Here is a 25,188-nt window from a genome sequence, read left to right as displayed (position 1 = left end):
TATCTATGAACATCATTATAACAGGCGCCAGCAGCGGTGTAGGATTTGAAGCTGTATTGGAATTGATCTTATCGGGTAAACACAAAGTTATAGCCCTTGCGCGTTCGCAGGATAAACTTACCCGTTTGTTAGAAATTGCCAAAAGCTTAAATCCTGATTGTGAGGTTTTTGCGATTGCGTTTGATATTGTACATGACGATTACGCCGGTTTAGAGCAGTTTGTCACCGCTAATTTTGATGGCAAGGTTGATGTGCTTATTAATAACGCTGGCGTGCTCATCAATAAACCTTTTTTGCAACTGCAGGAAAGCGACTTTGTAGAAATGCTGCAAAGCAATTATATAGGCCACGTACGCATCATCCAAAGCCTTTTGAAATTTATGGGCGATGGTTCGCATATTGTTAATATAGGTAGCATGGGCGGTTTCCAGGGGAGTGCGAAGTTTAACGGGCTATCGGCTTATTCCGCAAGCAAGGCTGCTTTGCATACCCTTACCGAATGCCTGGCACAAGAACTGGTTGAGCAGGGTATCAAGGTAAATTGCCTTGCACTTGGCTCGGCACAAACCGAAATGTTGGAGCAAGCTTTCCCGGGCTACGAATCGCCGGTTATGGCCTTTGAAATGGGCAAATATATTGCCGATTTCGCGGTTTCGGGCCATCGTTTTTTTAACGGAAAGATCTTGCCGGTTGCTGTATCTACGCCATAATAAAGTAAAGTACGCCCGCGTATACATTGTAATTGCGGGCATATTTGAACTATTGGTTCAATTGACAACTCATGGATTGTACTGTATTAGTTTGATAATTATTGCCGTTAAAAACTTCCATAGTTTTGGTGTTTGTTTTTTCTACCGCCCTAATTTCTTTTTCGGTTTTATCGCACTCGGTGCTTAGTATTGGGTTAGAAGTATTTAAGTAACCTTTCGAGTTCAACTTATACATTGTACATTTCCAACAAAACTTTGGCTCTTTTTTACAGCCTGTTGTGGAGAGGATAATTAATATGGCTAAGGATAGTATTTTTTTCATATTCATTTTAGTAACAATTGGTTCTGATAATAATTGTACTTTATTCCTTACCGCCCATTTTTACAAACTCGTTCACTACAACTTCGGTAACGTAACGTTTTACGCCATCCTTATCAGCATAAACACGCGATGCCAGTTTGCCTTCAATAATCACCGCATCACCTTTTTTAAGATAGCTTTCGGCCATGGTGGCCTGTGCGCCCCAAAGCACTATGTTGTGCCATTGCGTATCGGTAACTTTTTCGCCTTTATCATTCTTATAACTCTCGTTGGTGGCTATTGATAACCGGGCCATTTTACGGTTATTATCAAATGTCCTTACATCCGGGTCCATGCCTATATTGCCAATTAACCTTACACTGTTTTTAATAGTTGCCATTTTGTATTACGTTTAATTTATTGATGTCACAAAGTTGCAGCATGTGTTGAGGGTTAGTCGGTCAGTAAATAGTTATAAGCGCTTGTATCCGTTTGCAAGCGTTTGCAAACGGATAATTTATTAGCTACCTTTAGGGTATGATAGCTGAAAGAAAATGCTTGGACTGCGGTACAACCCTGCATGGCAGGGCCGATAAAAAGTTTTGTAACGATTTATGCCGTAACAATTATAACAACCAGCTTAATAGCAATAGTTATAATTTGGTGCGCAACATCAACAATATTTTAAGGCGAAACCGCAGGATAATTGAAGAACTAAACCCCACAGGTAAAACCAAAACCAACCGCGAAAAAATGCTGGTGAAGGGTTTTGATTTTGATTACTTTACAAGCAGTTTTAAAACCCAGGCCGGAGCGCGCTACTTTTTCTGTTACGAATATGGCTACCTGCTGCTTGATGCCGACGAAGTACTGTTGGTAAAAAGTAAAAAGGAAACCGACAAATTTGCTGACGCCCCGGCGTAACTATCTGTACTTATTTTAGCTTTCTTCATTTTTGAGTAAATTAAACCTTACGACTATGTTAATGACAAAACCATGAACCACGGTTTGTGTTACTTATTCATATTTGCAAATCAAATAATCACAACATGCCGCATCTGTTTTCTCCAATCAAAATAAAAAGTATCCAATTTAAGAACCGCATCGTAGTGTCGCCAATGTGCGAATACTCGAGCATCGATGGCTTTGCTGATAACTGGCACCTGGTGCATTTAGGCGCAAGGGCTGTTGGTGGTGCAGGGTTGATTATAACCGAAGCTACAGCAGTATCACCCGAAGGCCGCATCAGCTTTGCTGATTTAGGGATCTGGAAGGACGAACACATCGCGAAGCTGAAAGAAATAACGACTTTTATTGAAAAACAAGGCGCCTATGCAGGTGTACAATTAGCACATGCAGGCCGCAAAGCAAGTCACCAGCAACCCTGGAACGGCGGTAAACAAATTCAGCCGGAAGAAGAGAACGGCTGGCCATCGGTAGCGCCGAGTGCATTGGCATTTAGTCGCAGCGAAACCGCACCTTTGGAACTTGATAAAGCCGGAATTGATAAAGTTATAGCCGATTTTAAAGCCGCTGCAGAGCGTTCGTTAAAAGCTGGTTTTAAGGTGATTGAATTGCATGGAGCACATGGTTATTTAATTAACGAGTTCCTTTCTCCGCATAGTAATAAACGTACCGATGAATATGGCGGATCCTTTGAAAACCGCAGCCGGTTCTTGTTGGAGGTTATTGATGCCGTTAACGAAGTTTGGCCTGCGGATCTGCCTCTGTTCGTTCGCCTTTCAACAACTGACTGGACGGAAGGTGCATGGACTATAGAAGATTCCATCGCGTTAGCAAAAGTACTAAGCGAAAAGGGTGTCGACCTGATCGATAGCTCAACAGGTGGTAACGTTGCCGGCGCGCAGATCACGTTGAAACCTGGTTACCAGGTTGAATTTGCCGAAGCGATAAAAAAACATACCAATATCCTGACTGGCGCTGTCGGCTTAATAACCGAAGCAAAACAAGCAAACCAGATCATCGAAACTGGCCAGGCAGATATGGTAATGATGGCTCGCGAATTATTACGCGATCCACACTTCCCGTTGCGTGCTGCGCATGAACTGGGCATCGACCTTAAATGGCCGGTGCAGTATGAACGCGCGAAATGGTAACATTAAAATATTTTATATATCAACCCAACGAAGTAAATTAGCAAAAACTTAGAAAAACATAACATTATGAAACGTACAGCGAATGCACATTGGAATGGCACCTTACAAGAAGGTAAAGGCGAAATAACCACACAAAGTACCATCCTTAACAAAACACAATATTCATTCAAAACCCGCTTTACGGATGGCGTAGGCACCAATCCCGAAGAACTGATAGCTGCAGCGCATGCAGGTTGCTTTACTATGGCTGTTGGCGCTGCTTTAACCCAGCAAGGCATCACCCCGGGTGATTTAACTACTGACGCTATCCTTGACTTGGATATGCAGGCTTTAGAAATTAAAGGTATCCACCTGGAATTGAAAGCGTCTGTTATTGACGGTGTGGACGAAGCCAAATTTAAAGAAGTTGCAGAAGGCGCTAAAACCGGCTGTATTGTATCAAAAGCGCTTAGTGTGCCAATTACATTAAACGTTACATACGCGTAAATTAAGTATCAAATATTCTTGTTAATAGCGATGGTGCAAACCATCGCTATTTTTGTTTGTAGGTATGTGTAAATAGCCGCAGCATGTTAAATACCCAGCGTTCCAAAATATCGCTTACCCTTGTATTCGCCCTGGTCATCACCGGGTTTTTGATCTTCCTTTTCTTTTACATCAAACATGAATTTAACACTACCCGTACCGAGGTTACTGAAGACGCCATGGTATCGCGTGTAATAAGCATGGGGAAACTGGAACTGGTTAAATATGCCATGAAAGATGTAGTGGAGAAGAAAGAATTGTACCGCCTGTTGCCCGATTCGCGCGTGCTGTTTGTTGCTGTAGGAGAGGTTACCGCTTGTATCGATCTTACCAAAGTTAAGCGAGGAGACATTAGCCAAAGTAAAGACACGGTTGAAATTACTTTGCCCCAGCCCGAGATCTGTTATGTAAAACTCGATCACCAAAAGTCGAAGGTATATGATGTATCGGGCGTTTGGTTCCCCGATAAGGCACGCGCTATGGTAGAGGATGTGTACAAACTGGCCGAAAAGAAAATGCTTACTACCGCCACCGACATGAACCTTTTAGGTAAAGCCCGCGAGAATGCCAACCTGATCTTTAAACCATTCCTGGAAAATGTATCGGGCAAAAAGGTGGTGATCAAGTTTCGGTAACAACCTTTAGCTATTTTCAAATTACTTGTAATATATTAGGGGTATCATAATCTAACCTCATATCAAAGCAAGTATATGACCCTAAAAATCACTAAACTATTAACGGTTACCGCCGTGGGTATGCTATGTGCCCTATGCGTGGTTGCCCAACCCCGGCTGCCCGAAGGCTACTTTTACAAAAAGCTGCCAAACGGATTGGATGTTGTTGTTATCGAGAACAGCAAAGTGCCGCTTACCACTATCGAAATTGCTGTAAAAAATGGTGCTTACACCGAGGGTCCCGAGTACAGCGGCCTATCGCACCTTTTTGAGCACATGTTTTTTAAGGCTAATAAGGATTACCCCACACAAGAGAAATTCCTGAAACGCACTCAAGAACTTGGCGCTATCTGGAATGGTACTACCGGTAACGAGCGTGTAAACTACTACTTTACTGTTGGTAAGGATAGCCTCGACGGCGGCCTTAAGCTCATAAATGCTTCGATCCGTTTCCCTATTTACCGTGAAGAGGATATGAAAAAAGAACGCCCGGTTGTTGATGGTGAATTTCAGCGTAATGAGAGCAGTCCGGGTTTCCAGCTATACTACGATATCAGCAAAAATCTTTGGGGCGACCTCATCACCCGCAAAATGCCCATCGGGATCCACGAAGTGATCAATACGGCCACGCCCGAGAAGATGATGGTCATCAAAAACAAATACTATTTCCCTAATAATAGCCTGCTTATAATTTGTGGGGATGTAAAGCACGAAGCAGCCTTTAAAAAAGCAGAAGATATTTTTGGCGATTGGGCCAATAGTGGCTTCGACCCGCTTGTAAAATACCCAATCCCGGCCTTTAAACCGGTGGAAAAAAGCGTGGCGTTTGTAAAAGAAATGTCGATAGCGCAATCGCCGCTGATGTGGTTTGGATGGCAGGGCCCGGCGTATATGACAGATTCTGCATCTACCATAGCGGCCGATGTTTACACTACTGTGCTTGGCCTCAACTCATCAAAGCTACAGCAGGCACTTATTGATAAAGGCCTGGCATCATCAGCAAACCTAAGTTACAGTACAGGCCGTTACCCCGGCATGATATCGCTTATTGTGAGCCCTAACCCAACAAAAGTTAAAGAGTGCTACGATGAGGTGCAAAAGCAAATGAGCCAGTGGGGTAAAGCTGATTATTATACCGACGAACAGTTGACCGATGCGAAGGCCATTTTGCTTCGCCAGCATAGTCGTGAGTTGGAGAAGCCGTCGTCGCTGCCATCGCAGTTAAGCTTCAACTGGTGCAGTACCTCGTTTAATTACTATACTGACCTAACGGATAATTATCAAAAGGTTACCCGTGTGGATATTGCCAAATATATGAACACTTACATTGTAGGTAAACCGGTAGTGTCTGGTATTATATTAACGCCCGAGGCAAATAAAGTGGCCAATGTGGCTTCATTTTTTGTAGCTAAATAATTTAAACAGATCATGATGAGGAAATATATATATGTATTGCTTATTGCTGCAGCAAGCTCGGTTGTTAACTCAGCCTCGGCACAGCAAAAAGCTTATGAAATGATGGTTGATGGCGTAAAGGTTATTGTACAGCCAAGCGGTAACGATATTGTAGAGATACAAACCGTAATAAAAGGTGGTGTACAAAATTACCCCGCAAACAAGGCAGGTATTGAGGCTATGGCCATGAATGCCTTAAACGAATGCGGAACGCTTAAGCACGATAAAAACGCTTTTAAAAACCAACTGGATAAAATTAGCGCTGCTGTTTATGGCGTTGCGCTCAAAAACTATTCGGTAATAAAAGTAAACTGTATAAAAAGCGATCTGGCAACGGCATGGCCCTTGTATGTGGAGGCCATAACCATCCCCAGGTTTGATGCAAAAGAGTTTGAACGCATTAAGCAGGACCAGTTAAGCCAGATTAAATCGGAAGACTCTGACCCGGATAACGCTATTGATAAATACGCGGATAAGGTTGCCTTTAACGGCCTCGATTATGCAAAGGATCCTAACGGTACTGCCGCAACCATAACGCCGCTTACCGCCTTGGAGACAAAAAACTACTACCACTCCATCCTAACCAAATCGCGTATGGTGATAGTGGTAGTTGCCGATCTTGAACGTGCCGATATTGAAGCGAAAGTGAAAGGCTTGCTAAACACAATCAAACAAGGCGCGCCATTCGAACTGAAAAAATCATTCTTTAGGGTTTATAAAACCACCTTCTCTGCTGAAAAGCGCGATCTGGCTACAAATTATGTGGAAGGTGTAAGCAGCGGTCCGTCACCGGGCATGGCGGACTATGATGCCTTTTCGGTAGCTATGCGCATTTTTTACGATAAGCACTTTTTAGATATCCGTACCAACAACGGCCTGTCGTATGCGCCTTCTGCATGGTTTAGCGGGGGGGCGACCTCGGTATCAAAAGTTTCTGTATCAACTACCGAACCTAATAAATACATCGCCGTTTTTGATAAGCTTGTTGACAGGATAAAAAAAGACGGTTTCAATGCTGCCGATGTGGCTGATATGAAGGTTACCTACCTAACCGGTTTTTACTACAAGAACGAAACCAATACCGCACAGGCAGGTTCAATAGCATCTAACGAGGTATTGCAGAACAACTGGAGGCGATCTTTAACCTTTGCCGATGATGTTAAAAAACTAACCCCAACGCAGGTAAGCGATGCTTTTCGCAAATACATTGGTAATATGATATGGGTGTACCAGGGCGACCCTAAAAAAGTAAACCCGCTATTGTTCACAAATGGTACGCTTAACAAAGCTGACAATCCGGTTAGTCATTAAGATTTAGTTGATAGTTCATAGATCATAGCCATTGATTGATTTATAACAAAAAAGTCCGCGACTGAATTGCGGACTTTTTTTTGTTGCAGCTACCATGAACTATCAACTATGATCAATAAACCATTTACCATTTACTTTTCTGATACCACCACTTTCTTCCTACTCCGGTTTCCCCATCGCTCTCCCATGTGGTGGGTTGGGATGTTATCGCCAAGTAGTTTACCCCATGGTTTAAGGTCGTCTATGCGGTCGAAAACGATCTTTAAAACTGCCACAAAAGGGATAGACAAGAACATGCCCGATACGCCCCAGAGCGCGTTGCCAAGCAGCACAACTATGATGGACATCAGCGCGTTTATCTGCACTTTAGATGATACGATGCGTGGCACCAATATGTTGTTATCAATAAATTGGATTACGATGTAAGCGATAATAACGCCCAACTGTGTAGAGTAACCATCTTTAGTAACGGTAGCCATCAGCACAGGTAATGCTATCGCGATGATGCCGCCAAGGTAAGGTATCAGGTTAAGGATAGCACCTATACAGCCTATCAGGATGCCGTACTTAACGCCTAATAAAACCAGCGCGGTAGAGTTCATGATAGCTACGATGATCATTTCTATTAGTAAACCAACGATATAGCTTTGTATAGCAGTTTTGGTTTCGCTAAGTACATCGCTTACTTTTTTAGTATTCTCTTCAGAAAACACCTCGTATAAAAAATTAAGAATAAGCGTTTTGTAAAGCAGCATTAAAAAGATGTAAACCGGCAGCAGGAATATAATAGCCAGTGTGCCCAGCAAACCGTTTACTGTTTTGCCCACCATGGCCTGGCTGTTGTTTAGCGCGTCCTTCAGCATTTTTTCCTGTTTACTTATCTCAACACCAAAGGTTTCCTGGATCCAGTTTTTCAATTCAAAGGTTATCGATTCAAACTTCTTTTGCAGCATCGGCAACGAATCGCTAAATTGTACTATCTGTGTGCTCAGGAAATAAAATACCGTTGCCACAGCAATTATCGCTACCAGCATTGCAATGGCAATGGAGAGCACCTTCGGGATCTTAAACCGCACTAAACGGTTAACAAGGCGATTTAGCAATATGGCCAAAAATGCCGCGAAGGCAAGTGGCACCAGTATATCTGCCAGTTGTACCATTACATATACCAGTAATATAAGCCCAAAAAGCACCATGGTGCTTTGAATATAAAATGGCTGATCTTTAATTTTTACCGACATGTACTTGTGTTTTCATATACACACAAAAGGAGTGTGTAAGAAAATTGTTTGGGGATAACAAAAAAGCGCCCGTTACAGGCGCTTTTGTTATTACAGACTTTCGTTCTTCGTTTACTTTCGGACTAATAAATTATCCTAACAAATTTTTCCAGCTAACCATGTCGCCAATTATTTTCTCCAACTGGTCGGCAGGTACACGCTCCTGGGCCATGCTATCGCGATGGCGGATAGTTACGGTATTATCTTCAAGCGTTTGGTGATCTATCGTTACACAAACAGGTGTTCCAATAGCATCCTGGCGGCGGTAACGTTTACCAATGGCATCTTTCTCCTCGTACTGGATGTTGAAATCAAGTTTCAACCTGTCCATTATTTCGCGGGCTTTCTCCGGCAAACCATCTTTTTTGGTCAGCGGGAAAATAGCGGCTTTAACCGGGGCAAGGCAAGGGTGCAGGCGCAGCACGGTGCGGCTATCCTGTTTCTCTTCGGTGCTCAGGTCTTCTTCCTCATAAGCGTTGATCATGGTTAACAGGAACATCCTGTCTAAACCTATCGAAGTTTCGATAACGTAAGGGATATAGTTACCGTATGGCTTGCCATCCTCGCCCAGTTCAGGGTCAAAGTACTGCATTTTTTTACGCGAGAATTTCTCGTGCTGGCTTAAATCGAAATCGGTACGGCTGTGTATGCCTTCTACCTCTTTAAATCCAAAAGGAAATTCAAACTCGATGTCGTAAGCGGCATCAGCGTAGTGTGCCAGCTTGGTGTGCTCGTGGTAACGGTATTTGGCAGCATCGGTACCCAGGGCAAGGTGCCATTTTAAGCGGGTTTCTTTCCATTTGGCAAACCATTCTTTTTGTGTGCCGGGGCGTACAAAGTATTGCATTTCCATTTGCTCAAACTCGCGCATGCGGATAATGAACTGGCGGGCAATAACCTCGTTACGGAAAGCCTTACCAATTTGCGCGATACCGAACGGAATCTTCATCCTGCCGGATTTTTGTACGTTAAGGTAATTTACAAAGATCCCCTGTGCCGTTTCCGGGCGCAGGTATATCGTTTCAGATTCATCGGCAATGGCGCCAACTTGTGTGCTAAACATCAGGTTAAACTGGCGTACATCTGTCCAGTTGGCGGTGCCGCTTACCGGGCATTTTATGTTTTGTTCGATGATCAGTTCGCGCAGGCGTGGCAAATCTTCGGCCTTTAGGGCGTTATCCATTTCTATCTGCAGTTCTTCCGCTTCGCTTGTTTTGCCTTCTTCATCAAGTTTGGCTATGCGGTCTTCCAGTAACTGGTCTGCACGGTAACGTTTATTGCTGTCTTTATTATCAATCATTGGGTCGCTAAAGCCGTCAACGTGGCCGCTCGCTTTCCAAATGGTTGGGTGCATAAATATGGCCGAATCTATCCCGACAATGTTATCGTGCATCTGCACCATTGATTTCCACCAATAGGTTTTGATGTTGTTTTTTAACTCCGAGCCGTTTTGGCCGTAATCGTAAACGGCGCTAAGGCCATCATAAATCTCGCTCGACTGAAAAACAAAGCCGTATTCCTTACTGTGCGATATAACATTTTTAAAAAGTTCGTCGGTTGATTTGCTCATAATAGGGGCAAAGATAGTTTTTAGTAGGAAAGTCCGAAAGTCTGAATGTCAGAAAGTCAGGAAGAAAGAAACTTTGATTCGTCATCTTTAAGACTTGCGGTCTTCGGACTTTCCGACTTAATCTCTAACTTTACCGCATGAGCATAGTGGTAGATGCATTAACAAAAGTTTACGGGCAGCAAAAGGCTGTGGATGGTATCAGTTTTAAAGCAGGCGTGGGCGTATTGGGCTTTTTGGGGCCAAATGGCGCGGGCAAATCTACCACCATGAAAATGCTTACCTGCTTTATCCCCCAAACATCGGGAATGGCATCGGTTTGCGGGTTTGATATCAGCAAAGCCCCCCTAAGTGTTAAACGCAACATTGGCTACCTGCCCGAGAGTAACCCGTTGTATACAGATATGTATGTGAAGGAATCGATGGCATTTGTGGCGGGCATCCACGGGATGAAGGATGCCGATAAACGCATTGCCGAAATTATCGAAGAAACCGGCCTTGGCCCCGAGCAGCACAAAAAGATAGGCCAGCTATCAAAAGGCTACCGCCAAAGAGTAGGTTTGGCACAAGCCATATTACACGACCCGCAGGTACTGATACTGGATGAGCCAACCTCCGGTCTCGACCCCAACCAATTGGTAGGCATCCGCCAGTTAATTACTGATCTGGGCAAAACCAAAACCATTATCCTATCAACCCATATTATGCAGGAGGTTGAGGCCGTGTGTAGCCAGGTAATCATTATCAACAAAGGAGTTATTGTAGCCAACGACACGTTACAAGCCCTTAGAGCTAAAAATGCTGATAAAACCCTCGAAAATATCTTTATAGAACTCACTAACGTGTAGGGGTTACAGAAAAATTCTATTTGGTAAAAACCTTTTCGTGATAAACTTGTCTTAATTCCGAAAGCATAAAGGTGCTTTTAGTATTAAATATTTACCATAAGTTAACATCATGAAAAAAGTATTACTTCTGTTGGCCGTAGTTTGCGGGCTATCCATCACATCATTTGCACAATCAAAAAAAGACGGAAAATTTAGTTTAGGCCTTGAGCTTGGCGTACCTGTAGGCAATGCATCTACCGCTTACAGTGCGGTTGTAGGCGGTTCGTTAAAATATGATCTTCCAATTGCACCAAGCACTTATTTTAATGTATCGGTAGGTTATAGTTCATTCATTATTAAAGACAGGTACAAAAACTTTTTTAGTTCATACGGTGCCGTGCCTTTAAAAGCAGGACTTAAGTATTATGCAGACCGCCGCTTTTTTCTTGAAGGCCAATTAGGTGCTGCATTTGGTACCGCAAGTGGTGCAGGTACCTCATTTGTTTATTCACCGGGCGTTGGTTATACCTTTGATGGTGGCTTAGAAGCCGGTGTACGTTACGAGGCATGGTCAGATAACGGTACATTAGGCCAGTTGGCGCTTCGTGTAGCTATTAATTTATAAGTACAAGTATATTTGTTGAGGCCTGTTTAGCCTCTAACATTTATCAACTATCGAAAAAGCCTACCAGCATTAGTTGGTAGGCTTTTTCGATTAGAACTTTTTTAATGGATTGGCTTTGATTATTTATGATATCTTTTACATTGGTTGCTATTAATCAACTTTATAACTAAAAAAAATTATTGTTGTTATTAGCGATTGTAGGTGGTATTTCATTCACCGCGTCGGCCCAGTCCCACAAAGCAAGATTCAGTATCGGCTTCGAAGGCGGTATCCCCGTGGGCAATGCCAAAAATGTTTATGACATTGGTTTGGGCGGGTCACTTAAATACGAAACGCCTATTGCTGCAAGTACCTTGTTCACCATATCTGGTGGCTACACCTCATTTAAAATTAAAGATGATTTTGGTGGTGGTACTAATGGTTTTGTGCCATTGAAAGCCGGTATCAAATACTTTTTTGACCAGGGCTTTTATGGCGAAAGCCAGTTAGGTGCAACATTTAGTACAGAAAGTGGTGGCGGTACTGCATTTGCATATGCGCCAGGTATAGGTTACGCACTCGAAGGCGGTTTTGACATAGGCGTGCGTTACGAGGGATGGTCGCACAACGGCACCATTAGCCAGGTTGGCGTGCGCATTGCATACGGTTTCTAAAATCAGAACCAAAACTTTATATGAACGCCCCACGATATATTGTGGGGCGTTTTATTTTATGTCTGAATTTTAATTCTCAAAATTCTTTAATTCTGAAAATTCAGGTTCACACTATTAATCGTATTTTCGGGCGTTTACTCATAACAATTCCAACAAAGTGTTCAGCATCCTCAAAAAAGAAATAACAACCTATTTAAGCTCGTTGGTGGCGTATATCACTATTGGCGTTTTCCTGTTGGTTTTGGGTTTGTTTTTATGGGTATTCGCCGATACCAGCATCCTGGCATACGGTTACGCCGGGCTCGATAGTCTGTTTAGCACCGCGCCATACCTGTTTATGTTTTTGGTGCCGGCCATCACCATGCGCTCGCTTGCTGAGGAACGGAGGGAGGGTACCTTTGAGCTTTTGCTAACCCGCCCCTTAACGGATATCCAGATAGTTTTAGGTAAATATTTTGCAGGCGTAGTTATTGTGCTTTTTGCATTGGTGCCTACGCTGGTTTACTACTTCAGCGTTTATACGTTGGGTACACCGCAGGGTAATATAGATACCGGTGCGGTTATTGGCTCTTATATCGGTTTATTCCTGTTAGGCTCGTCATTTGCGGCTATCGGTTTGTTTGCTTCATCGGTAAGTAAAAACCAGGTGATATCGTTTACCATCGCTGTGTTTCTTTGCTTCTTTTTCTATAGTGGGTTCGATTCGCTAAGTTCGATATTATCGCTTCAAAACCTAAGGCTACAGGGCTTAGGGATAAACGAGCATTATCAATCTATAAGCCGGGGCGTGTTAGACACCCGTGATCTGATGTATTTTATTATATTGGTGATATTCTTCCTGTGGCTTACGCTGTTTGTATTGCACAGGCAGGCAGGAAAAAAGTTTATCAATACGGTGTTTTTAAGCATCCTGGGCATCATGTTTTCGTTAACCGCCGTAACTATTGTATCCGATAAGCTATTTACCCGGTTTGATTTTACTAAAGAGAAACGTTTCACCATATCGCAAGTGAGCCGCAACGTGATGCATAGCCTTAAGCAACCCGTTAACGTTACCGTTTATTTAGAGGGAAATGACTTCCCGGGGGGGATGAAAAAGCTGCAAACCTCCGTAAAAGATATGCTGGCCGACTTGCAGGCCTACAGCCGTAGCGAATTGAAATATGATTTTGTAGACCCCATAAAAGGCCTGTCTAACGAGCAGCAAAACCAGGCTTATGAAGATTTGGCCGCCAAAGGTATCGAGGCGCAAAACCTTAGCGTTAAAACTGATGACGGCGTATCGCAAAAAGTGATCTTTCCTTACGCTTTAGTTACTTATGGCGATAAAAGCATCCCCGTTAAACTGCTGCAATCGCAAAGCAACATGAACCTTTCGCCCGATGAGATCCTGAATAATTCTATCCAGAATTTAGAATATGCCTTTACATCGGCCATAAAAAAAGCGGTGTATGGCGGTAAACAACGCATAGGTTTCACCGAAGGCCACAACGAACTTACCGATCTGCAACTTAATGATGCTATGCGTTCACTGGGTGATGGATATTTAGTAGGCCGCATCAACCTTGCCAGCATACCTATAGATAGCCTTGCTAAAGTGGGCATGCTGGTGATAGCCAAGCCCGACAAAGCTTTTACCGAACTGGAAAAATTTAAGGTAGACCAATATATTATGCACGGCGGCCGTGTGCTTTGGGCTATTGACCAGGTAAGCGCCGAACTGGATAGCCTGCGCGGCCATGGCGGCGAGCAACTGGCCTTTAACAAACAACTGAACCTGGACGATCAGTTATTTCGTTACGGAGTGAGGATCAACTATGATCTGATTGCTGATATGAACTGCGCATCCATCCCGGTTACTACAGGTAACGCAGGCGGGCAGGCGCAGATACAAATGCTGCAGTGGTTATATTACCCGGTTTTTTTGCCGTTATCTAAACACCCTATTGTAAAAAACCTCGATGGTATTACCAGCCAGTTTGCAAGCACCATCGATCTGCTGGACACCAAAAATATCGAGAAGACCATACTGCTTACCTCATCGCCCTACAATAAAAAAATAAGTACACCCAAAGTACTGTCGTTACAGGCTTTACAGGATGAGCCAAAGCCCAAAGATTTCCGAAGCGTGCCAAAAATTACAGGTGTATTGTTAGAAGGCAGCTTTACGTCTGATTTTAAGAACCGCCCGCTGCCAGAGGGATTAAACGAAAAGGTGGCCATACAGCCCCAAAGCACACCAACCAAAATGATCGTGTTGAGTGATGGCGACATCTTGCGCAACCAGGTAGGTGCCGATGGCTCACCATACCCGCTTGGGTACGACCATTACAGCCACCAAACCTACGGCAACAAAAACCTGCTGCTAAACATTGCCGATTACATGGCCGATGATTCGGGCCTTATTGCGCTGCGTAGCAAAGAGATCCAGATCCGACTGCTGAACCGTGCCCGCATTCGCGAGGAAAAGCTATTTTGGCAGGTCGTAAATAATGTTGTACCCATTGGCATAGTGTTAATATTTGCTATTTTTCAACATTATATCCGCAAGCGAAAGTATGCTCATTAAATTTTATACTTTTGGTAGATAAACGTTATTAGACATTATGAGATTTATTGTTTCCACATCAACACTACTTAAGCAATTACAGTCTGTAAGCGGGGCTTTAAGCAACAGCACCGTATTGCCTATACTGGAAAACTTTTTGTTCGAGATAAAAGAAGGGAACTTAACCATTTCTGCTACAGACCTGCAAACCAGCATGACTACTTCGTTAGCTGTAGAGGCTAAAGAGAATGGACGCATTGCCATACCATCGCGTATATTGTTAGATACCTTAAAATCGTTACCTGAGCAACCTGTAGCCTTTTCTGTTGATGATACCACCTTTGCCATTGAGATAAGCGCCGGAGACGGTAAATACAAGCTTAGTGGCGAAAACGGCGAAGATTTCCCGAAGATCCCGGTTGTGGAGAACGCATCATCGGTAAACCTGCCTGCATCTGTATTAGGCGAGGCTATCAACAAAACCATATTCGCGGTTAGTAACGATGAGTTGCGCCCTGCCATGACGGGTGTGTTTTGCCAGTTAAGCAGCCAGCACCTTACCTTTGTAGCTACCGACGCCCATAAGCTGGTACGTTACCGCCGTAAAGATGCCAAGGCAGACAGCACAACATCATTCATATTACCAAAAAAAGCTTTAACGTTATTAAAATCGGCCTTGCCGGCAGATGATGTTAACGTTTCTGTAGAATATAATAGCACAAGTGCTTTCTTTAAATTTGGCAACATCAATTTGGTGTGTCGTTTAATTGATGAGCGCTACCCCGACTACGAAGCGGTTATCCCTAAAGAAAACCCTAACAAATTGGCTATTGATCGTTTGGCGTTCTTAGGCTCGCTTAGCCGCGTTGCTATTTATGCCAATAAAACTACCCACCAGGTTAGGTTAAAAATAAACGGAAGCGAACTAAATATATCATCAGAAGATATTGATTTTGCCAACGAAGCACACGAGCGTTTGAGCTGCCAGTACGAAGGCGAGGATATGGAAATTGGCTTTAACGCCCGTTTCCTGATAGAAATGCTGAAAAATTTAAACTGTGAAGAAGTATCGTTAGAGATGTCGACACCTAACCGTGCAGGTATATTATTACCACAAGGTGGCGACGAGAACGAAGACGTACTGATGCTGGTTATGCCGGTTATGCTTAATAGTTATGCATAATTAGTGAGTGGTGAATAGTTAAGTAGAGAGTGGTTGCCGCTCGCTTATAACTACTCACCAATAAACCATTCACTATTCAACCACAAAAAAGTCTGGCACTTCAGCCGGACTTTTTTGTTCGTCTTATAACAAAACTCGTTATAATTGAGTTATATAGCATCTGCTGATAAATGATGAAATTTAAAATACCGGTTTTTATTGTTCTGATAGGGCTTTTGGCTGCGGCTGCATGTAAAAAGTTTGATGAAGCACCGCCTAAGATCCCAACAACTTATCTGAATTTTATAAATGCCTCTGCCGATACGCTGAATGTTTATGTGAATGGGAGCAGGCTAAATAATATATCCTCAACCTATCCTTTAGGTTCGTCAGGCTATATCCAGTCGCCTTTGGGCGAGCAAAATTACCAGGTAAAAAGGTTTGGCCGTGGCGATGTATTATTTACAGTGCCCATTAAATTAGATTCGGCCGGTGTGTACTCATTTTATGCAATTGACCGCACAATGGAAAATTCATTCGTTACTTTAGATACCCTATCCACCCTATCAAATAAAGTTTCTTCTATAAGGTTTGTACATACCTCACCAAAATTAGGGCCTGTGGATATTGTATTAACAGATGACTCAAAAAAAATTATTAGGATCAATAACAGAAGCTTTAAAACAACATCAGTATTTTTGACTTTGAAAGAAGGTGTAGAAAACATACAAATTTATAAAGCCGGCACCCTTACATTGTTAAGCCAGGAAGAACGCATTTTGCAAATTGGACGTGCGTACACATTATTCACCAAAGCGGGATTATCGGATGCGGGAGTCACAACCCCTGCTACAGGTTTAATTATTAATCAATAATAATGGCTAATAAAAACAAAAGCGGCATACTACTGGGTCTTTCTTTGGCTATACTGGGTTCGTTGATTTTGCCGTTAATACAATCGTGTAGTAAAACAGGGGTAAACGCCAGCAGCGGCACAAACGCCAGGCTGCAGATCGTTAATTTAAGCCCGGATATACAGCCGTTTAACTTATATGCGTTTTTTATAAAGCAAGGTACAGGCGTTTATTCCTATCCCAACGCGTCGGGTTATTTTTTGGTGAACAGCATTGATACACCTTTACAGATCCGCACTTCCACTACTAATGGTATAAATCAAATAAATTTATTAACGCTGCCCGGCTCGTTAAAAGCCGGTGTGCCGTACACCTGGTTTGTTACAGGCATAAGAAAAGATAGTGCGCTTGCCACAATTTTAACCGTTGATACCGGTAGTGTCCCCGCTAACGGAAGGGGCAAAGTACGGTTTGTAAATGCAGCCCCCTCGGCTATTAACATGAATTTGTCGCTTAACGATACCGTGGCATTTAAGAACATTGCTTACAAAAAAGTAACCGATTTTGTTGAGGTAACTGCAGGTGCTTATAATTTTAAGGTAGCAGCAACAAACTCGCCATTAGCAGTACTTGCACCAGTACCTAATTTTACTGTACTCGATGGTAAATTGTACACCGTTTATTTCTACGGGCTGTCTAACAACACCGATAGCGCCAAGTATAACGCCAACATCCTGTTGAATACATTACCGGTGGGGACTAAATATTAAAGGTTGGCTATACGTATTATCTTTCTATTTTTGCTAAAATTTTAAAGCCTTGGAATTAATACACAGCATAATCGACTTTATATTACACATTGATAAGCATTTAGTGCAGATAACCAGCCAATACCAAAGCTGGACCTACCTTATCCTCTTCATCATCATATTTGCCGAAACCGGTTTTGTTGTAACCCCGTTCCTCCCGGGCGATTCGTTATTGTTTGCTGCAGGGGCACTAATAGCTGGCGGTAAATCGGGCCTTGATATTTACCTGCTTACCGTTATCCTGATCATTGCTGCTGTTAGTGGTAATACGGTAAATTACCTTTTGGGCAAGTTTTTAGGAGCGAAGGTATTTAAAGAAGAGAACAAAATTTTAAAGTTAAGTTACTACCTGCAAACCAAAGCGTTTTTTGACAAGCACGGCGGTAAGGCGGTGATATTTAGTCGTTTTGTGCCCATAATACGTACAGTTGCGCCGTTTGTAGCCGGGGTAGGGCATATGCCGTTTACCCGTTACACGCTATACAATGTGGTTGGTGGTGTATCCTGGATATTGATCTTTTTGTTCTGCGGGTTTTGGTTTGGTAAAGTGCCTTTTATCGAAAAGAACTTCTCGTTGGTGGCTATCATCATTATCCTGGTATCTATCATACCACCAATAATAGCCATACTGAAAAGCAAATTCAGCAAAAAGGAAGCGGCCTAATTGATAATTACAGGCCTGTATAAACTTTCCCGGCTTTGTACAAAGCTTCTTCCTTGTCTATCTTTTGCTTTTCTTCTTTTGTTAGTGGTTTCAATATCAGTTTATCCAGATCAGGCTGCCCGGCATCTACCCATGCCGAAAACCAGTAGCTGCCTACGCTGAGGATGCTTGCCCTCATTTGCCTTTGAACCATACCCCTTAACAGCCTATGATAGGCCCTGCTGTAAGCCACCGCGTATGCTTTTACCTTGCGGTTACCGCGTTGCTCCATGGTGTACTTCTGCGCGGGAGGGAAGGTTTTGTTTAGCACCCGTTCAACACGTAACACAGTATCAATACTTTTAAATGAAGCGCGGCAAATCTTAAAGGCCTCGGCAAGCGGGTTGCTAATGTACTTTGCCTTGCCCACGTTGTAGTTATAGTTGTTGCTAAACAACTCGGGCAGGCGGCTTTCCCAAAGGGAATGGATGCCCTGCTGATTGGTTAGTTGCCCGTCGTAATTTTGGGTGAGGTGCAGGGGCGTATGGGCGTCAGAAATGTAATGCGCCAGGTTGGCCGACGAGATGAGGATAGCCATGGTATCCCTCGCCTTAAAGGCCTTTACCAGCCAGTAATAGTTGGATTGTATAGCCCAGGGAACGGTGCCGTACTTGTTTAGCGTATCGCTGGTGTATTTTGCGGCAGCGCCTATCCATCGTTGCGGCACATCCCTAAAAGGCTGCTTGCCGTAATGGTCGGCATTAAAAAAGTGGTGAGGCGCCTCGGTACTGTCCACGTAACGCTTTTTATCGGCGCTAACGGCGTGTTCGGTAATAAAGTTGATATTGGCCCTGTAAAATCCCGCCATGCTCTTAGGTAGCGTAAAAACGGCAAGCCTGTTGATGCGGTAATGCGCAAAGAAACCCCACGACGAGCAGAGCGTAACAACAATTAAACCCGATAAAACCAAGGCAAGCAACCGTTTCATAGGGTAAATATGATTAAATAATCAGGAAATTAAGTAAGATTTATCCGCCCGGCATATACATTGGTGTCGTACTGAATGGTGATAAGGCCTTTTTGCTGATACTTATCAAACAGTCTTTTTAGATCGCTGAGCATATTCTCATACCCCTCATCGTTTTTTGTTGGCATGTATGATGAGGATGCTAACCTGCCAACCACGTCGTCAAAATCAAAAATCTGCTCGTTATAAAAAGTTTGCAGCACGTAAGTTTGCGGTGCGAAGAATTTGGCGATATGCGCTGCATCAATATTGCGGTGGTCTGCCTGCACATAATCCTTACCATGTTTAATGATGAGCTCGTCGTACTCCTTTTCAAAAGCCGACCCGGTCTTTCTTTCGTTCCATATCAACGCTATAATGCCGTTTGGTTTTAGGATCCGTGCAAATTCGGCCCTGGTCTTTTCAGCATCAAACCAATGGAAGGCCTGCCCTGCAATAACAGCATCAACACCGGCGGTTGCAAGGCCTGTATCTTCGGCAGTGCCGTTTTGGGCCTTAAAGCCGGGCCAGTTACCCAATAGTTCAATGGCTTTATTGCGCATATGTTCGTTAGGTTCAACGGCTATTACGTGATAGCCGGCGTTTAAAAACAATTCGGTGGATATGCCTGTACCTGCGCCAATATCAGCTACCAATTTATCGTTGTCAAGGCCAAATTGCTGCTGCAAAAAATCAATGAAGAGGGTAGGGTATCCGGGGCGGTATTTTACGTAATCGTTTACACGATCGCTAAAACGGGTGGTGCTATTTGTGGTCATGTAAATTAAACGCAGGTACAGCTGCGTTGTTTTGTCCGTCCGTCCGGATGTGCCGTTGCTTGCGGACGGTTTGCGGACAAAACCCACACTATGAACCTCCCGATACCTATCGGGAAAACTAATGAACAACCCCTTATTTATCCACAATTGAAAAATAACGTAAATAGGCTTGCATATTTAAAAATGTGTCCCTATATTTGCAACCTCAAAATAAAGAAAAGAATAACAAAGCTATACGATGGCAAATCATAAATCATCCATAAAAAGAATCAGGTCAAATGCTGCGAAGCGTCTGCGTAACAGGTATCAGGCAAAAACCACCAGAAATGCAATTAAGAAATTAAGAGGTACTACAACTAAGGTTGATGCTGCTCCTTTATTATCTAAAGTGATTTCAATGTTAGATCGTTTGGCTAAAAAGAATGTTATCCACAAAAACAAAGCTTCGAACAACAAATCAAAGCTTACTAAATTTGTAAACGCTTTAAGCTAATAGCTTAATTTAACAATATTTAAAAGGGATAGTGCATTGTGCATTATCCCTTTTTTGTTGCCTTTTATTTCCTACTTTAGGCAAACAAAACCTAACCTCCTGTGGAAGATTACCCCAATAAAATAAGTATTAAAAGCTGGGCCGAAGAAGACCGCCCGCGCGAAAAACTAAGCGGACAAGGCCGCCGTGCGCTTACGGATGCCGAGCTGATAGCCATATTAATAGGTAGCGGCAGCCGCAACGAAAGCGCCGTTGAACTAAGCAAGCGCATACTGCACCATTACGAGAACGACCTGAACAAGCTTGGCAAGGCCGGCATCAGCGAATTAAGCAAGTTTAAAGGTATCGGCGAAGCCAAGGCGATATCTATTATAGCTGCGCTGGAAATAGGCCGCAGAAGAGGCGATACAGAGATAAAAGCATTGGACGAGGTAAAGAGCAGCCGCGATGGTTACAACATTATGCGCCGCCATTTAATGGATTTGAACCACGAAGAGTTTTGGATTATGCTGATAGGCCGGTCAAGTAAAGTGCTGGCTAAAGAACTGGTGAGTAAAGGTGGCTTAAGTGGTACCGTTGCCGACCCTAAGATCATCTTCCACATGGCATTGCAGCACCAGGCAAGTGCTATTATTATGGTGCATAACCATCCGTCGGGCAACCTAAAACCAAGCAGGGAAGACCTGGTGCTCACTAAAAAGATAGCCGATGCAGGCCGCATGCTGGATATTAACGTGCTGGATCACCTCATTATAACCGATAGCGGGTACTTTAGCTTTGGGGATGAAGGGCTGTTGTGATTTGTTCCCGCGCGTAATTGCCCTCAATCGCTAAAATCTGTTTAATCCCGGTTCAAACAACCAGCCTCTTGTAACGTTCTATCTTTACAAAACTTTAAAATCATAAACTATGATAAACGCACCAGAAGAGCATGACGATCAGTTACAACAGGATGATCAGTTAAGCCAAACCGAGAACGAAGACCAGATGAGCCAGCAGGATGTGCATGGCAACGGGTTTGATGATACCAACGAAGATATTGGCGAAACAGACGAAAGCAGCCAGGCACAACGCGCCTACGATGCCGCAGAGCCATCATATACCCTTAACCTGGATGATGATGAAACCAGCACCGGCGATGGCGAATAAATAACGATGTTTTGTCTGTCCGTCCGTCCGGAAGTGTGCGCACTTCCGGACGGACGGACAGCATAACGTTCTGTTTAGTAAAGCCCAATACCCTACGGCAATCCATCCATTGCCATAAAAACGTTAGCAATCCCAAAGGTTAGCGTGTTTGGTAATCAACCTTAATCCACACTGATGCTTTTATTGCTACTAAATAAAGATATAAACCATGGGTTTATATAATACCCCTCCCTTACTAATATTTATATAGACATATAAAATCAGACGGCTGGGTAACGTGGTTGCTGTAAGTTTGCTTTGGAGTATACAAATTTACACATAAATATTTGATTTACAAATAGTTATTAAAAGTAAACTTCATTAATACTGCTAATGCAAGGGTGTCCGTCCGTCCGCAGGAGACGACATTGGCGGACAGAAAGCGGACACCCGTTGAAGCGTCCGTAACTGTCCGCAGGCAACGGCATCTGCGGACGGACACCTCTCTCGTTGGAAGGGAATAGTGTTTCAAAAACCTTTCTCCTTTTACCTTTAACCTTTCGCCTCCAAATCCTATCTTTGCCGATTATCATTCTCCTATAATGAAGATATCGTACAACTGGCTTAAAGAATTTATTGATACCGATAAAACCCCTGCGGAATTATCTACCATACTTACAGGTACCGGCTTAGAGGTGGAGAGCCTCGAGAAGGTGCAGGCCATCCCCGGCGGTTTAGAAAGCCTGGTGATAGGTTACGTTAAAGAATGTGTAGACCACGCCAACTCCGACCACCTGCATGTTACCAAGGTAGATGTAGGCACCGGCGAGGACCTGCAAATTGTTTGCGGGGCGCATAACGTTGCGGCAGGCCAAAAGGTAGTAGTGGCAACCGTGGGTACAACTATTTACCCAACCGTTGGCGAGCCGTTCAGCATCAAAAAATCGAAGATCAGGGGCGAGGTATCCGAAGGGATGATCTGTGCCGAAGATGAGATTGGCTTAGGGCATGACCATGCTGGTATTATGGTGCTTGATGCCGATGTTGTAGTAGGCACTTTAGCTAAAGATTACTTTAAGCTGAACGACGATTACCTGTACGAGATTGGCCTAACCCCAAACCGTGCCGACGCGGCATCGCACCTGGGTACGGCACGTGATATTGCCGCTTTTCTGAAGCTGGGCATCAAAAAGCCCGATGTAAGCGCCTTTAAGGTTGATAGCGATACCAACCCTATACAGGTGGTGGTAGAAAATGAAACTGCTGCCCCAAGGTACAGTGGCTTAACTATCTCTGATATTAAGGTGGGCGAGTCGCCCTCGTGGTTAAAAGAGCGTTTGGCCGTAATAGGCGTGCGCAGCATTAACAACGTTGTAGATGTTACCAACTACGTACTGCACGAACTTGGGCAGCCCCTGCATGCTTTTGATGCCGCTGCCATAACCGGCAACAAGGTTATTGTAAAGAATGTAGCCGAAGGCACCGTATTTAAAACGTTAGACGATGTTGACCGCAAGCTAAGCGCCGATGACCTGATGATATGCAATGCCGATGAGGCTATGTGTATTGCCGGTGTGTTTGGCGGTGCAAAAAGCGGTGTAAGCGAAAGCACTACGAGCATCTTTTTAGAAAGCGCTTATTTTAACGCTGTAGCGGTGCGTAAAACATCCAAAAGGTTTGGGTTGAAGACAGACGCCTCGTTCCGTTTTGAGCGTGGTACAGACCCGGATATGACCGTATTTGCCCTTAAACGAGCAGCCCTGCTGATACAGCAGGTAGCAGGTGGCAAGGTTACGTCAGACATTTTTGACCATTACCCGCAGCCGGTAGCGGCGTTCCCTGTCGAGATCACTTATAACACTATCGATAGGCTGATAGGTAAAGCCATTGGTAATGATACCATCAAAAGCATCATAACCGCTTTGGATATTAAGATCGTTAACGAAACTGCCGAAGGCTTATCGCTTGAAGTACCCCCATACCGTGTGGATGTAACCCGCGATGTGGACGTGGTGGAAGAGGTACTGCGCATTTACGGTTACAACAATATCGAGATCCCTACGCAGATCAGGGCGTCGCTGAATAATTCGGTACGTCCCGAGAAAGATACAGTGCAAAATGTAATTGCCGACTTGCTGAGCGCGAACGGCTTTAACGAGATGCTGGCCAATTCGCTTACTAAACTCGCTTATTCAGATAAACCCGAAGCAGCCGTAAAGATAGTGAACCCGTTAAGCAGCGACCTGGATGCCATGCGCCAAACCCTGTTATACTCGGGTTTAGAGGCTATCGGCTATAACCAAAACCGCCGCAGTGCCGATCTGAAGTTTTACGAGTTTGGCAAGGTGTATAGCACCAAAGAAGATAAGTATATCGAAACACAACGTTTCAGCATCTTTATCACCGGTGCCGGTACCGCCGAGCAATGGAACCAAAAGCAAAAGCCGGTAACGTTCTATAATTTGAAAGCTATTGTTGATGGCATCCTGAAGCGCCTTAAAATTACCGATGTGGTGGTAGAAGATAGCACTTGCAGCAAACTGGCCTTTGGTTTACAGTACATGCTTAACGGCAAGCAACTGGTTAAATTTGGGCAGGTAGGTGCAAACGCATTAAAAAAGGTTGATGTAGATAAAGAAGTATTTTATGCCGATTTTAACTTCGATGTGGTACTGAATGCCGTACGCAAGAATGTGATTGTTTACCAGGAGGTATCAAAGTTCCCGGCGGTGCGCAGGGATCTGAGTATGCTGGTATATCTGTCCGTTACTTTCGGACAACTGAAGCAGATAGCCGGACGGACGGACAAGAAACTGCTGAAAGAAGTAAATGTATTTGATGTTTACCAGGGCGATAAACTACCTGAGGGCAAAAAATCATACGCGTTAAGCTTTGTGCTGCAGGACACCGAAAAAACCTTAACAGATAAAGCAGTTGATGCCGTGATGCAAAAATTAATTTATAATTTAGGCAAAGAAGCAGGAGCGGAGATCCGTAAATAGTGAGTGGTTAATTGGTGAGTAGTTAAGTAGTTGTAAACAAGAACCATTCACCATCAACCCAATCAACCAATAACCAAATAAATGGCCTCAGTAGCAGAACAATTAAGTAAAGTTGTAGAAAAAACAGAGCGGTTAATAGAGCTTTGTGCTGCGTTGCAGGAAGAGAATGACCTGCTTAAACTGGAAAGTGAAGCATTAAATGTGGCCCTAAAAGCCAGTACAAACAAGACCAAGGACCTCGAAGAAAAGCTTCGTGTGTTAAAGCTGGCAAAGTCGTTTTCAGAAACAAATGAAAAAAGTGTTGACATTAAGCAAAAAATTAACGACTTTGTGCAGGAAATAGATAAGTGTATTGTATTGCTGAAGAAGTAATACAGAAAGTGAAAAGCTCAGATGGGAGAAATCTCAATAAAAATAAATATTGCTGACAGAGTTTACCCCTTAAAGGTAAACATGGAAGAAGAGGAAATTATAAGACGAGCAGCTAAGCTGATCAACGACCGTATAAAAGAATATCAGGAAAATTACGCGGTTAGGGATAAACAGGATTTGCTTTCGATGTGTGTGCTGCATTATGCAACATCGTCATTAAAAGCGGATAAGAAAGTTACTACGGATGATACCGAGGTAGCCGAAAAGGTTTATCAACTGGATCACTTACTGAACGATTTTTTTTCGAAACAATAACGTTCTTACATATTACAGAGCCATTTTAAGAT

Annotated in this window: 27 protein-coding genes; 21 read left to right on the top strand and 6 right to left on the bottom strand. The window is 43.5% G+C overall.

The annotated features are described in order from the left end of the window. Window positions 1–5 precede the first annotated feature (5 nt). On the top strand, window positions 6–710 hold the full coding sequence (locus RHM67_RS16320; RefSeq protein ID WP_322227997.1) for an SDR family oxidoreductase: 705 nt from the start codon (window positions 6–8) through the stop codon (window positions 708–710). Between the two features lie 49 nt (window positions 711–759). Here the strand turns inward: RHM67_RS16320 and RHM67_RS16315 are convergent, their stop codons facing one another. Together RHM67_RS16315 and RHM67_RS16310 are read right to left on the bottom strand one after the other, a co-directional pair. After that, entirely contained in the window at window positions 760–1,032 is a 273-nt protein-coding gene (locus RHM67_RS16315) for a hypothetical protein (RefSeq protein WP_322227995.1), read from the bottom strand. A 40-nt stretch (window positions 1,033–1,072) separates the two neighbouring features. Beyond that, window positions 1,073–1,411 (bottom strand): single-stranded DNA-binding protein, encoded by a 339-nt coding sequence (locus tag RHM67_RS16310; RefSeq protein ID WP_322227994.1) that lies wholly within the window; start codon window positions 1,409–1,411, stop codon window positions 1,073–1,075. Between the two features lie 137 nt (window positions 1,412–1,548). Between RHM67_RS16310 and RHM67_RS16305 the strand changes: the two genes are divergently transcribed. The 6 genes from RHM67_RS16305 (at window position 1,549) to RHM67_RS16280 (ending at window position 7,093) form a co-directional block, all read left to right on the top strand. After that, window positions 1,549–1,935, top strand: coding sequence for a hypothetical protein (locus RHM67_RS16305; protein WP_322227993.1), 387 nt, complete (start codon window positions 1,549–1,551; stop codon window positions 1,933–1,935). A 125-nt stretch (window positions 1,936–2,060) separates the two neighbouring features. Continuing rightward, the gene (gene namA, locus RHM67_RS16300; protein WP_322227991.1) at window positions 2,061–3,128 is read left to right on the top strand and encodes an NADPH dehydrogenase NamA; all 1,068 of its coding nucleotides are present in this window, start codon (window positions 2,061–2,063) and stop codon (window positions 3,126–3,128) included. Window positions 3,129–3,194: 66 nt separating this feature from the next. Continuing rightward, window positions 3,195–3,614: an OsmC family protein gene (locus RHM67_RS16295; protein WP_322227990.1), complete on the top strand. Its 420-nt coding sequence runs from the start codon at window positions 3,195–3,197 to the stop codon at window positions 3,612–3,614. An 83-nt stretch (window positions 3,615–3,697) separates the two neighbouring features. Continuing rightward, entirely contained in the window at window positions 3,698–4,288 is a 591-nt protein-coding gene (locus RHM67_RS16290; RefSeq protein WP_322227988.1) for a DUF4230 domain-containing protein, read from the top strand. A 75-nt stretch (window positions 4,289–4,363) separates the two neighbouring features. Next, window positions 4,364–5,743, top strand: a complete 1,380-nt coding sequence (locus RHM67_RS16285; RefSeq protein WP_322227986.1) for a pitrilysin family protein — start codon at window positions 4,364–4,366, stop codon at window positions 5,741–5,743. Window positions 5,744–5,755: 12 nt separating this feature from the next. After that, window positions 5,756–7,093: a pitrilysin family protein gene (locus RHM67_RS16280; protein ID WP_322227984.1), complete on the top strand. Its 1,338-nt coding sequence runs from the start codon at window positions 5,756–5,758 to the stop codon at window positions 7,091–7,093. A 131-nt stretch (window positions 7,094–7,224) separates the two neighbouring features. Here RHM67_RS16280 and RHM67_RS16275 read toward each other — a convergent pair whose 3' ends face one another. After that, on the bottom strand, window positions 7,225–8,334 hold the full coding sequence (locus tag RHM67_RS16275; RefSeq protein WP_322227982.1) for an AI-2E family transporter: 1,110 nt from the start codon (window positions 8,332–8,334) through the stop codon (window positions 7,225–7,227). 130 nt (window positions 8,335–8,464) lie between these two features. Beyond that, entirely contained in the window at window positions 8,465–9,943 is a 1,479-nt protein-coding gene (locus RHM67_RS16270; RefSeq protein WP_322227980.1) for a glycine--tRNA ligase, read from the bottom strand. A 137-nt stretch (window positions 9,944–10,080) separates the two neighbouring features. On the opposite strand from RHM67_RS16270, the gene RHM67_RS16265 reads away from it, so the two are divergent. The 8 genes from RHM67_RS16265 to RHM67_RS16230 all read left to right on the top strand — a co-directional run bounded on the left by RHM67_RS16265 (window position 10,081) and on the right by RHM67_RS16230 (window position 18,082). Next, complete coding sequence (locus RHM67_RS16265; RefSeq protein ID WP_322227978.1) at window positions 10,081–10,788, top strand: ATP-binding cassette domain-containing protein; 708 nt, start codon at window positions 10,081–10,083, stop codon at window positions 10,786–10,788. A gap of 109 nt (window positions 10,789–10,897) precedes the next feature. Further along, window positions 10,898–11,392, top strand: a complete 495-nt coding sequence (locus tag RHM67_RS16260) for an outer membrane beta-barrel protein (RefSeq protein WP_322227977.1) — start codon at window positions 10,898–10,900, stop codon at window positions 11,390–11,392. Window positions 11,393–11,574: 182 nt separating this feature from the next. After that, window positions 11,575–12,045 (top strand): hypothetical protein, encoded by a 471-nt coding sequence (locus RHM67_RS16255; RefSeq protein WP_322227976.1) that lies wholly within the window; start codon window positions 11,575–11,577, stop codon window positions 12,043–12,045. Window positions 12,046–12,202: 157 nt separating this feature from the next. Beyond that, a complete protein-coding gene (gldG, locus tag RHM67_RS16250; protein WP_322227975.1) occupies window positions 12,203–14,614 on the top strand; it encodes a gliding motility-associated ABC transporter substrate-binding protein GldG in 2,412 nt (803 codons plus the stop codon). A gap of 37 nt (window positions 14,615–14,651) precedes the next feature. Beyond that, the gene (gene dnaN, locus RHM67_RS16245) at window positions 14,652–15,776 is read left to right on the top strand and encodes a DNA polymerase III subunit beta (protein WP_252756339.1); all 1,125 of its coding nucleotides are present in this window, start codon (window positions 14,652–14,654) and stop codon (window positions 15,774–15,776) included. A 170-nt stretch (window positions 15,777–15,946) separates the two neighbouring features. After that, window positions 15,947–16,630 (top strand): DUF4397 domain-containing protein, encoded by a 684-nt coding sequence (locus RHM67_RS16240; RefSeq protein ID WP_322227974.1) that lies wholly within the window; start codon window positions 15,947–15,949, stop codon window positions 16,628–16,630. A gap of 2 nt (window positions 16,631–16,632) precedes the next feature. Beyond that, entirely contained in the window at window positions 16,633–17,379 is a 747-nt protein-coding gene (locus RHM67_RS16235; RefSeq protein WP_322227972.1) for a DUF4397 domain-containing protein, read from the top strand. 49 nt (window positions 17,380–17,428) lie between these two features. Next, entirely contained in the window at window positions 17,429–18,082 is a 654-nt protein-coding gene (locus RHM67_RS16230; RefSeq protein ID WP_322227971.1) for a DedA family protein, read from the top strand. A 7-nt stretch (window positions 18,083–18,089) separates the two neighbouring features. Here the strand turns inward: RHM67_RS16230 and RHM67_RS16225 are convergent, their stop codons facing one another. Then, a complete protein-coding gene (locus tag RHM67_RS16225; RefSeq protein ID WP_322227970.1) occupies window positions 18,090–19,049 on the bottom strand; it encodes a zinc dependent phospholipase C family protein in 960 nt (319 codons plus the stop codon). Between the two features lie 29 nt (window positions 19,050–19,078). Beyond that, the gene (locus tag RHM67_RS16220; RefSeq protein ID WP_322227968.1) at window positions 19,079–19,846 is read right to left on the bottom strand and encodes a class I SAM-dependent methyltransferase; all 768 of its coding nucleotides are present in this window, start codon (window positions 19,844–19,846) and stop codon (window positions 19,079–19,081) included. A gap of 238 nt (window positions 19,847–20,084) precedes the next feature. Between RHM67_RS16220 and rpsT the strand changes: the two genes are divergently transcribed. The 6 genes from rpsT to RHM67_RS16190 all read left to right on the top strand — a co-directional run bounded on the left by rpsT (window position 20,085) and on the right by RHM67_RS16190 (window position 25,156). After that, complete coding sequence (gene rpsT / locus RHM67_RS16215) at window positions 20,085–20,339, top strand: 30S ribosomal protein S20 (RefSeq protein WP_252756345.1); 255 nt, start codon at window positions 20,085–20,087, stop codon at window positions 20,337–20,339. A 101-nt stretch (window positions 20,340–20,440) separates the two neighbouring features. Next, on the top strand, window positions 20,441–21,139 hold the full coding sequence (gene radC / locus RHM67_RS16210) for a RadC family protein (RefSeq protein ID WP_322227967.1): 699 nt from the start codon (window positions 20,441–20,443) through the stop codon (window positions 21,137–21,139). Between the two features lie 109 nt (window positions 21,140–21,248). After that, window positions 21,249–21,488: a hypothetical protein gene (locus RHM67_RS16205; RefSeq protein WP_322227966.1), complete on the top strand. Its 240-nt coding sequence runs from the start codon at window positions 21,249–21,251 to the stop codon at window positions 21,486–21,488. A gap of 581 nt (window positions 21,489–22,069) precedes the next feature. Beyond that, window positions 22,070–24,469 carry a phenylalanine--tRNA ligase subunit beta gene (gene pheT, locus RHM67_RS16200; RefSeq protein ID WP_322227965.1) on the top strand — a complete coding sequence of 800 codons (2,400 nt, stop codon included), beginning with the start codon at window positions 22,070–22,072 and terminating at the stop codon, window positions 24,467–24,469. A gap of 81 nt (window positions 24,470–24,550) precedes the next feature. Then, window positions 24,551–24,841: a hypothetical protein gene (locus RHM67_RS16195; protein ID WP_252756349.1), complete on the top strand. Its 291-nt coding sequence runs from the start codon at window positions 24,551–24,553 to the stop codon at window positions 24,839–24,841. A gap of 21 nt (window positions 24,842–24,862) precedes the next feature. Further along, the gene (locus RHM67_RS16190) at window positions 24,863–25,156 is read left to right on the top strand and encodes a cell division protein ZapA (protein WP_121246295.1); all 294 of its coding nucleotides are present in this window, start codon (window positions 24,863–24,865) and stop codon (window positions 25,154–25,156) included. The last annotated feature ends 32 nt before the right edge of the window (window positions 25,157–25,188 follow it).

The sequence above is a fragment of the Mucilaginibacter sp. 5C4 genome (genome assembly GCF_034345625.1).
Lineage (GTDB): Bacteria > Bacteroidota > Bacteroidia > Sphingobacteriales > Sphingobacteriaceae > Mucilaginibacter > Mucilaginibacter aurantiaciroseus.
Note: the sequence above shows the minus strand (reverse complement) of the source record. Positions and strands in the feature narration are given on the sequence as shown.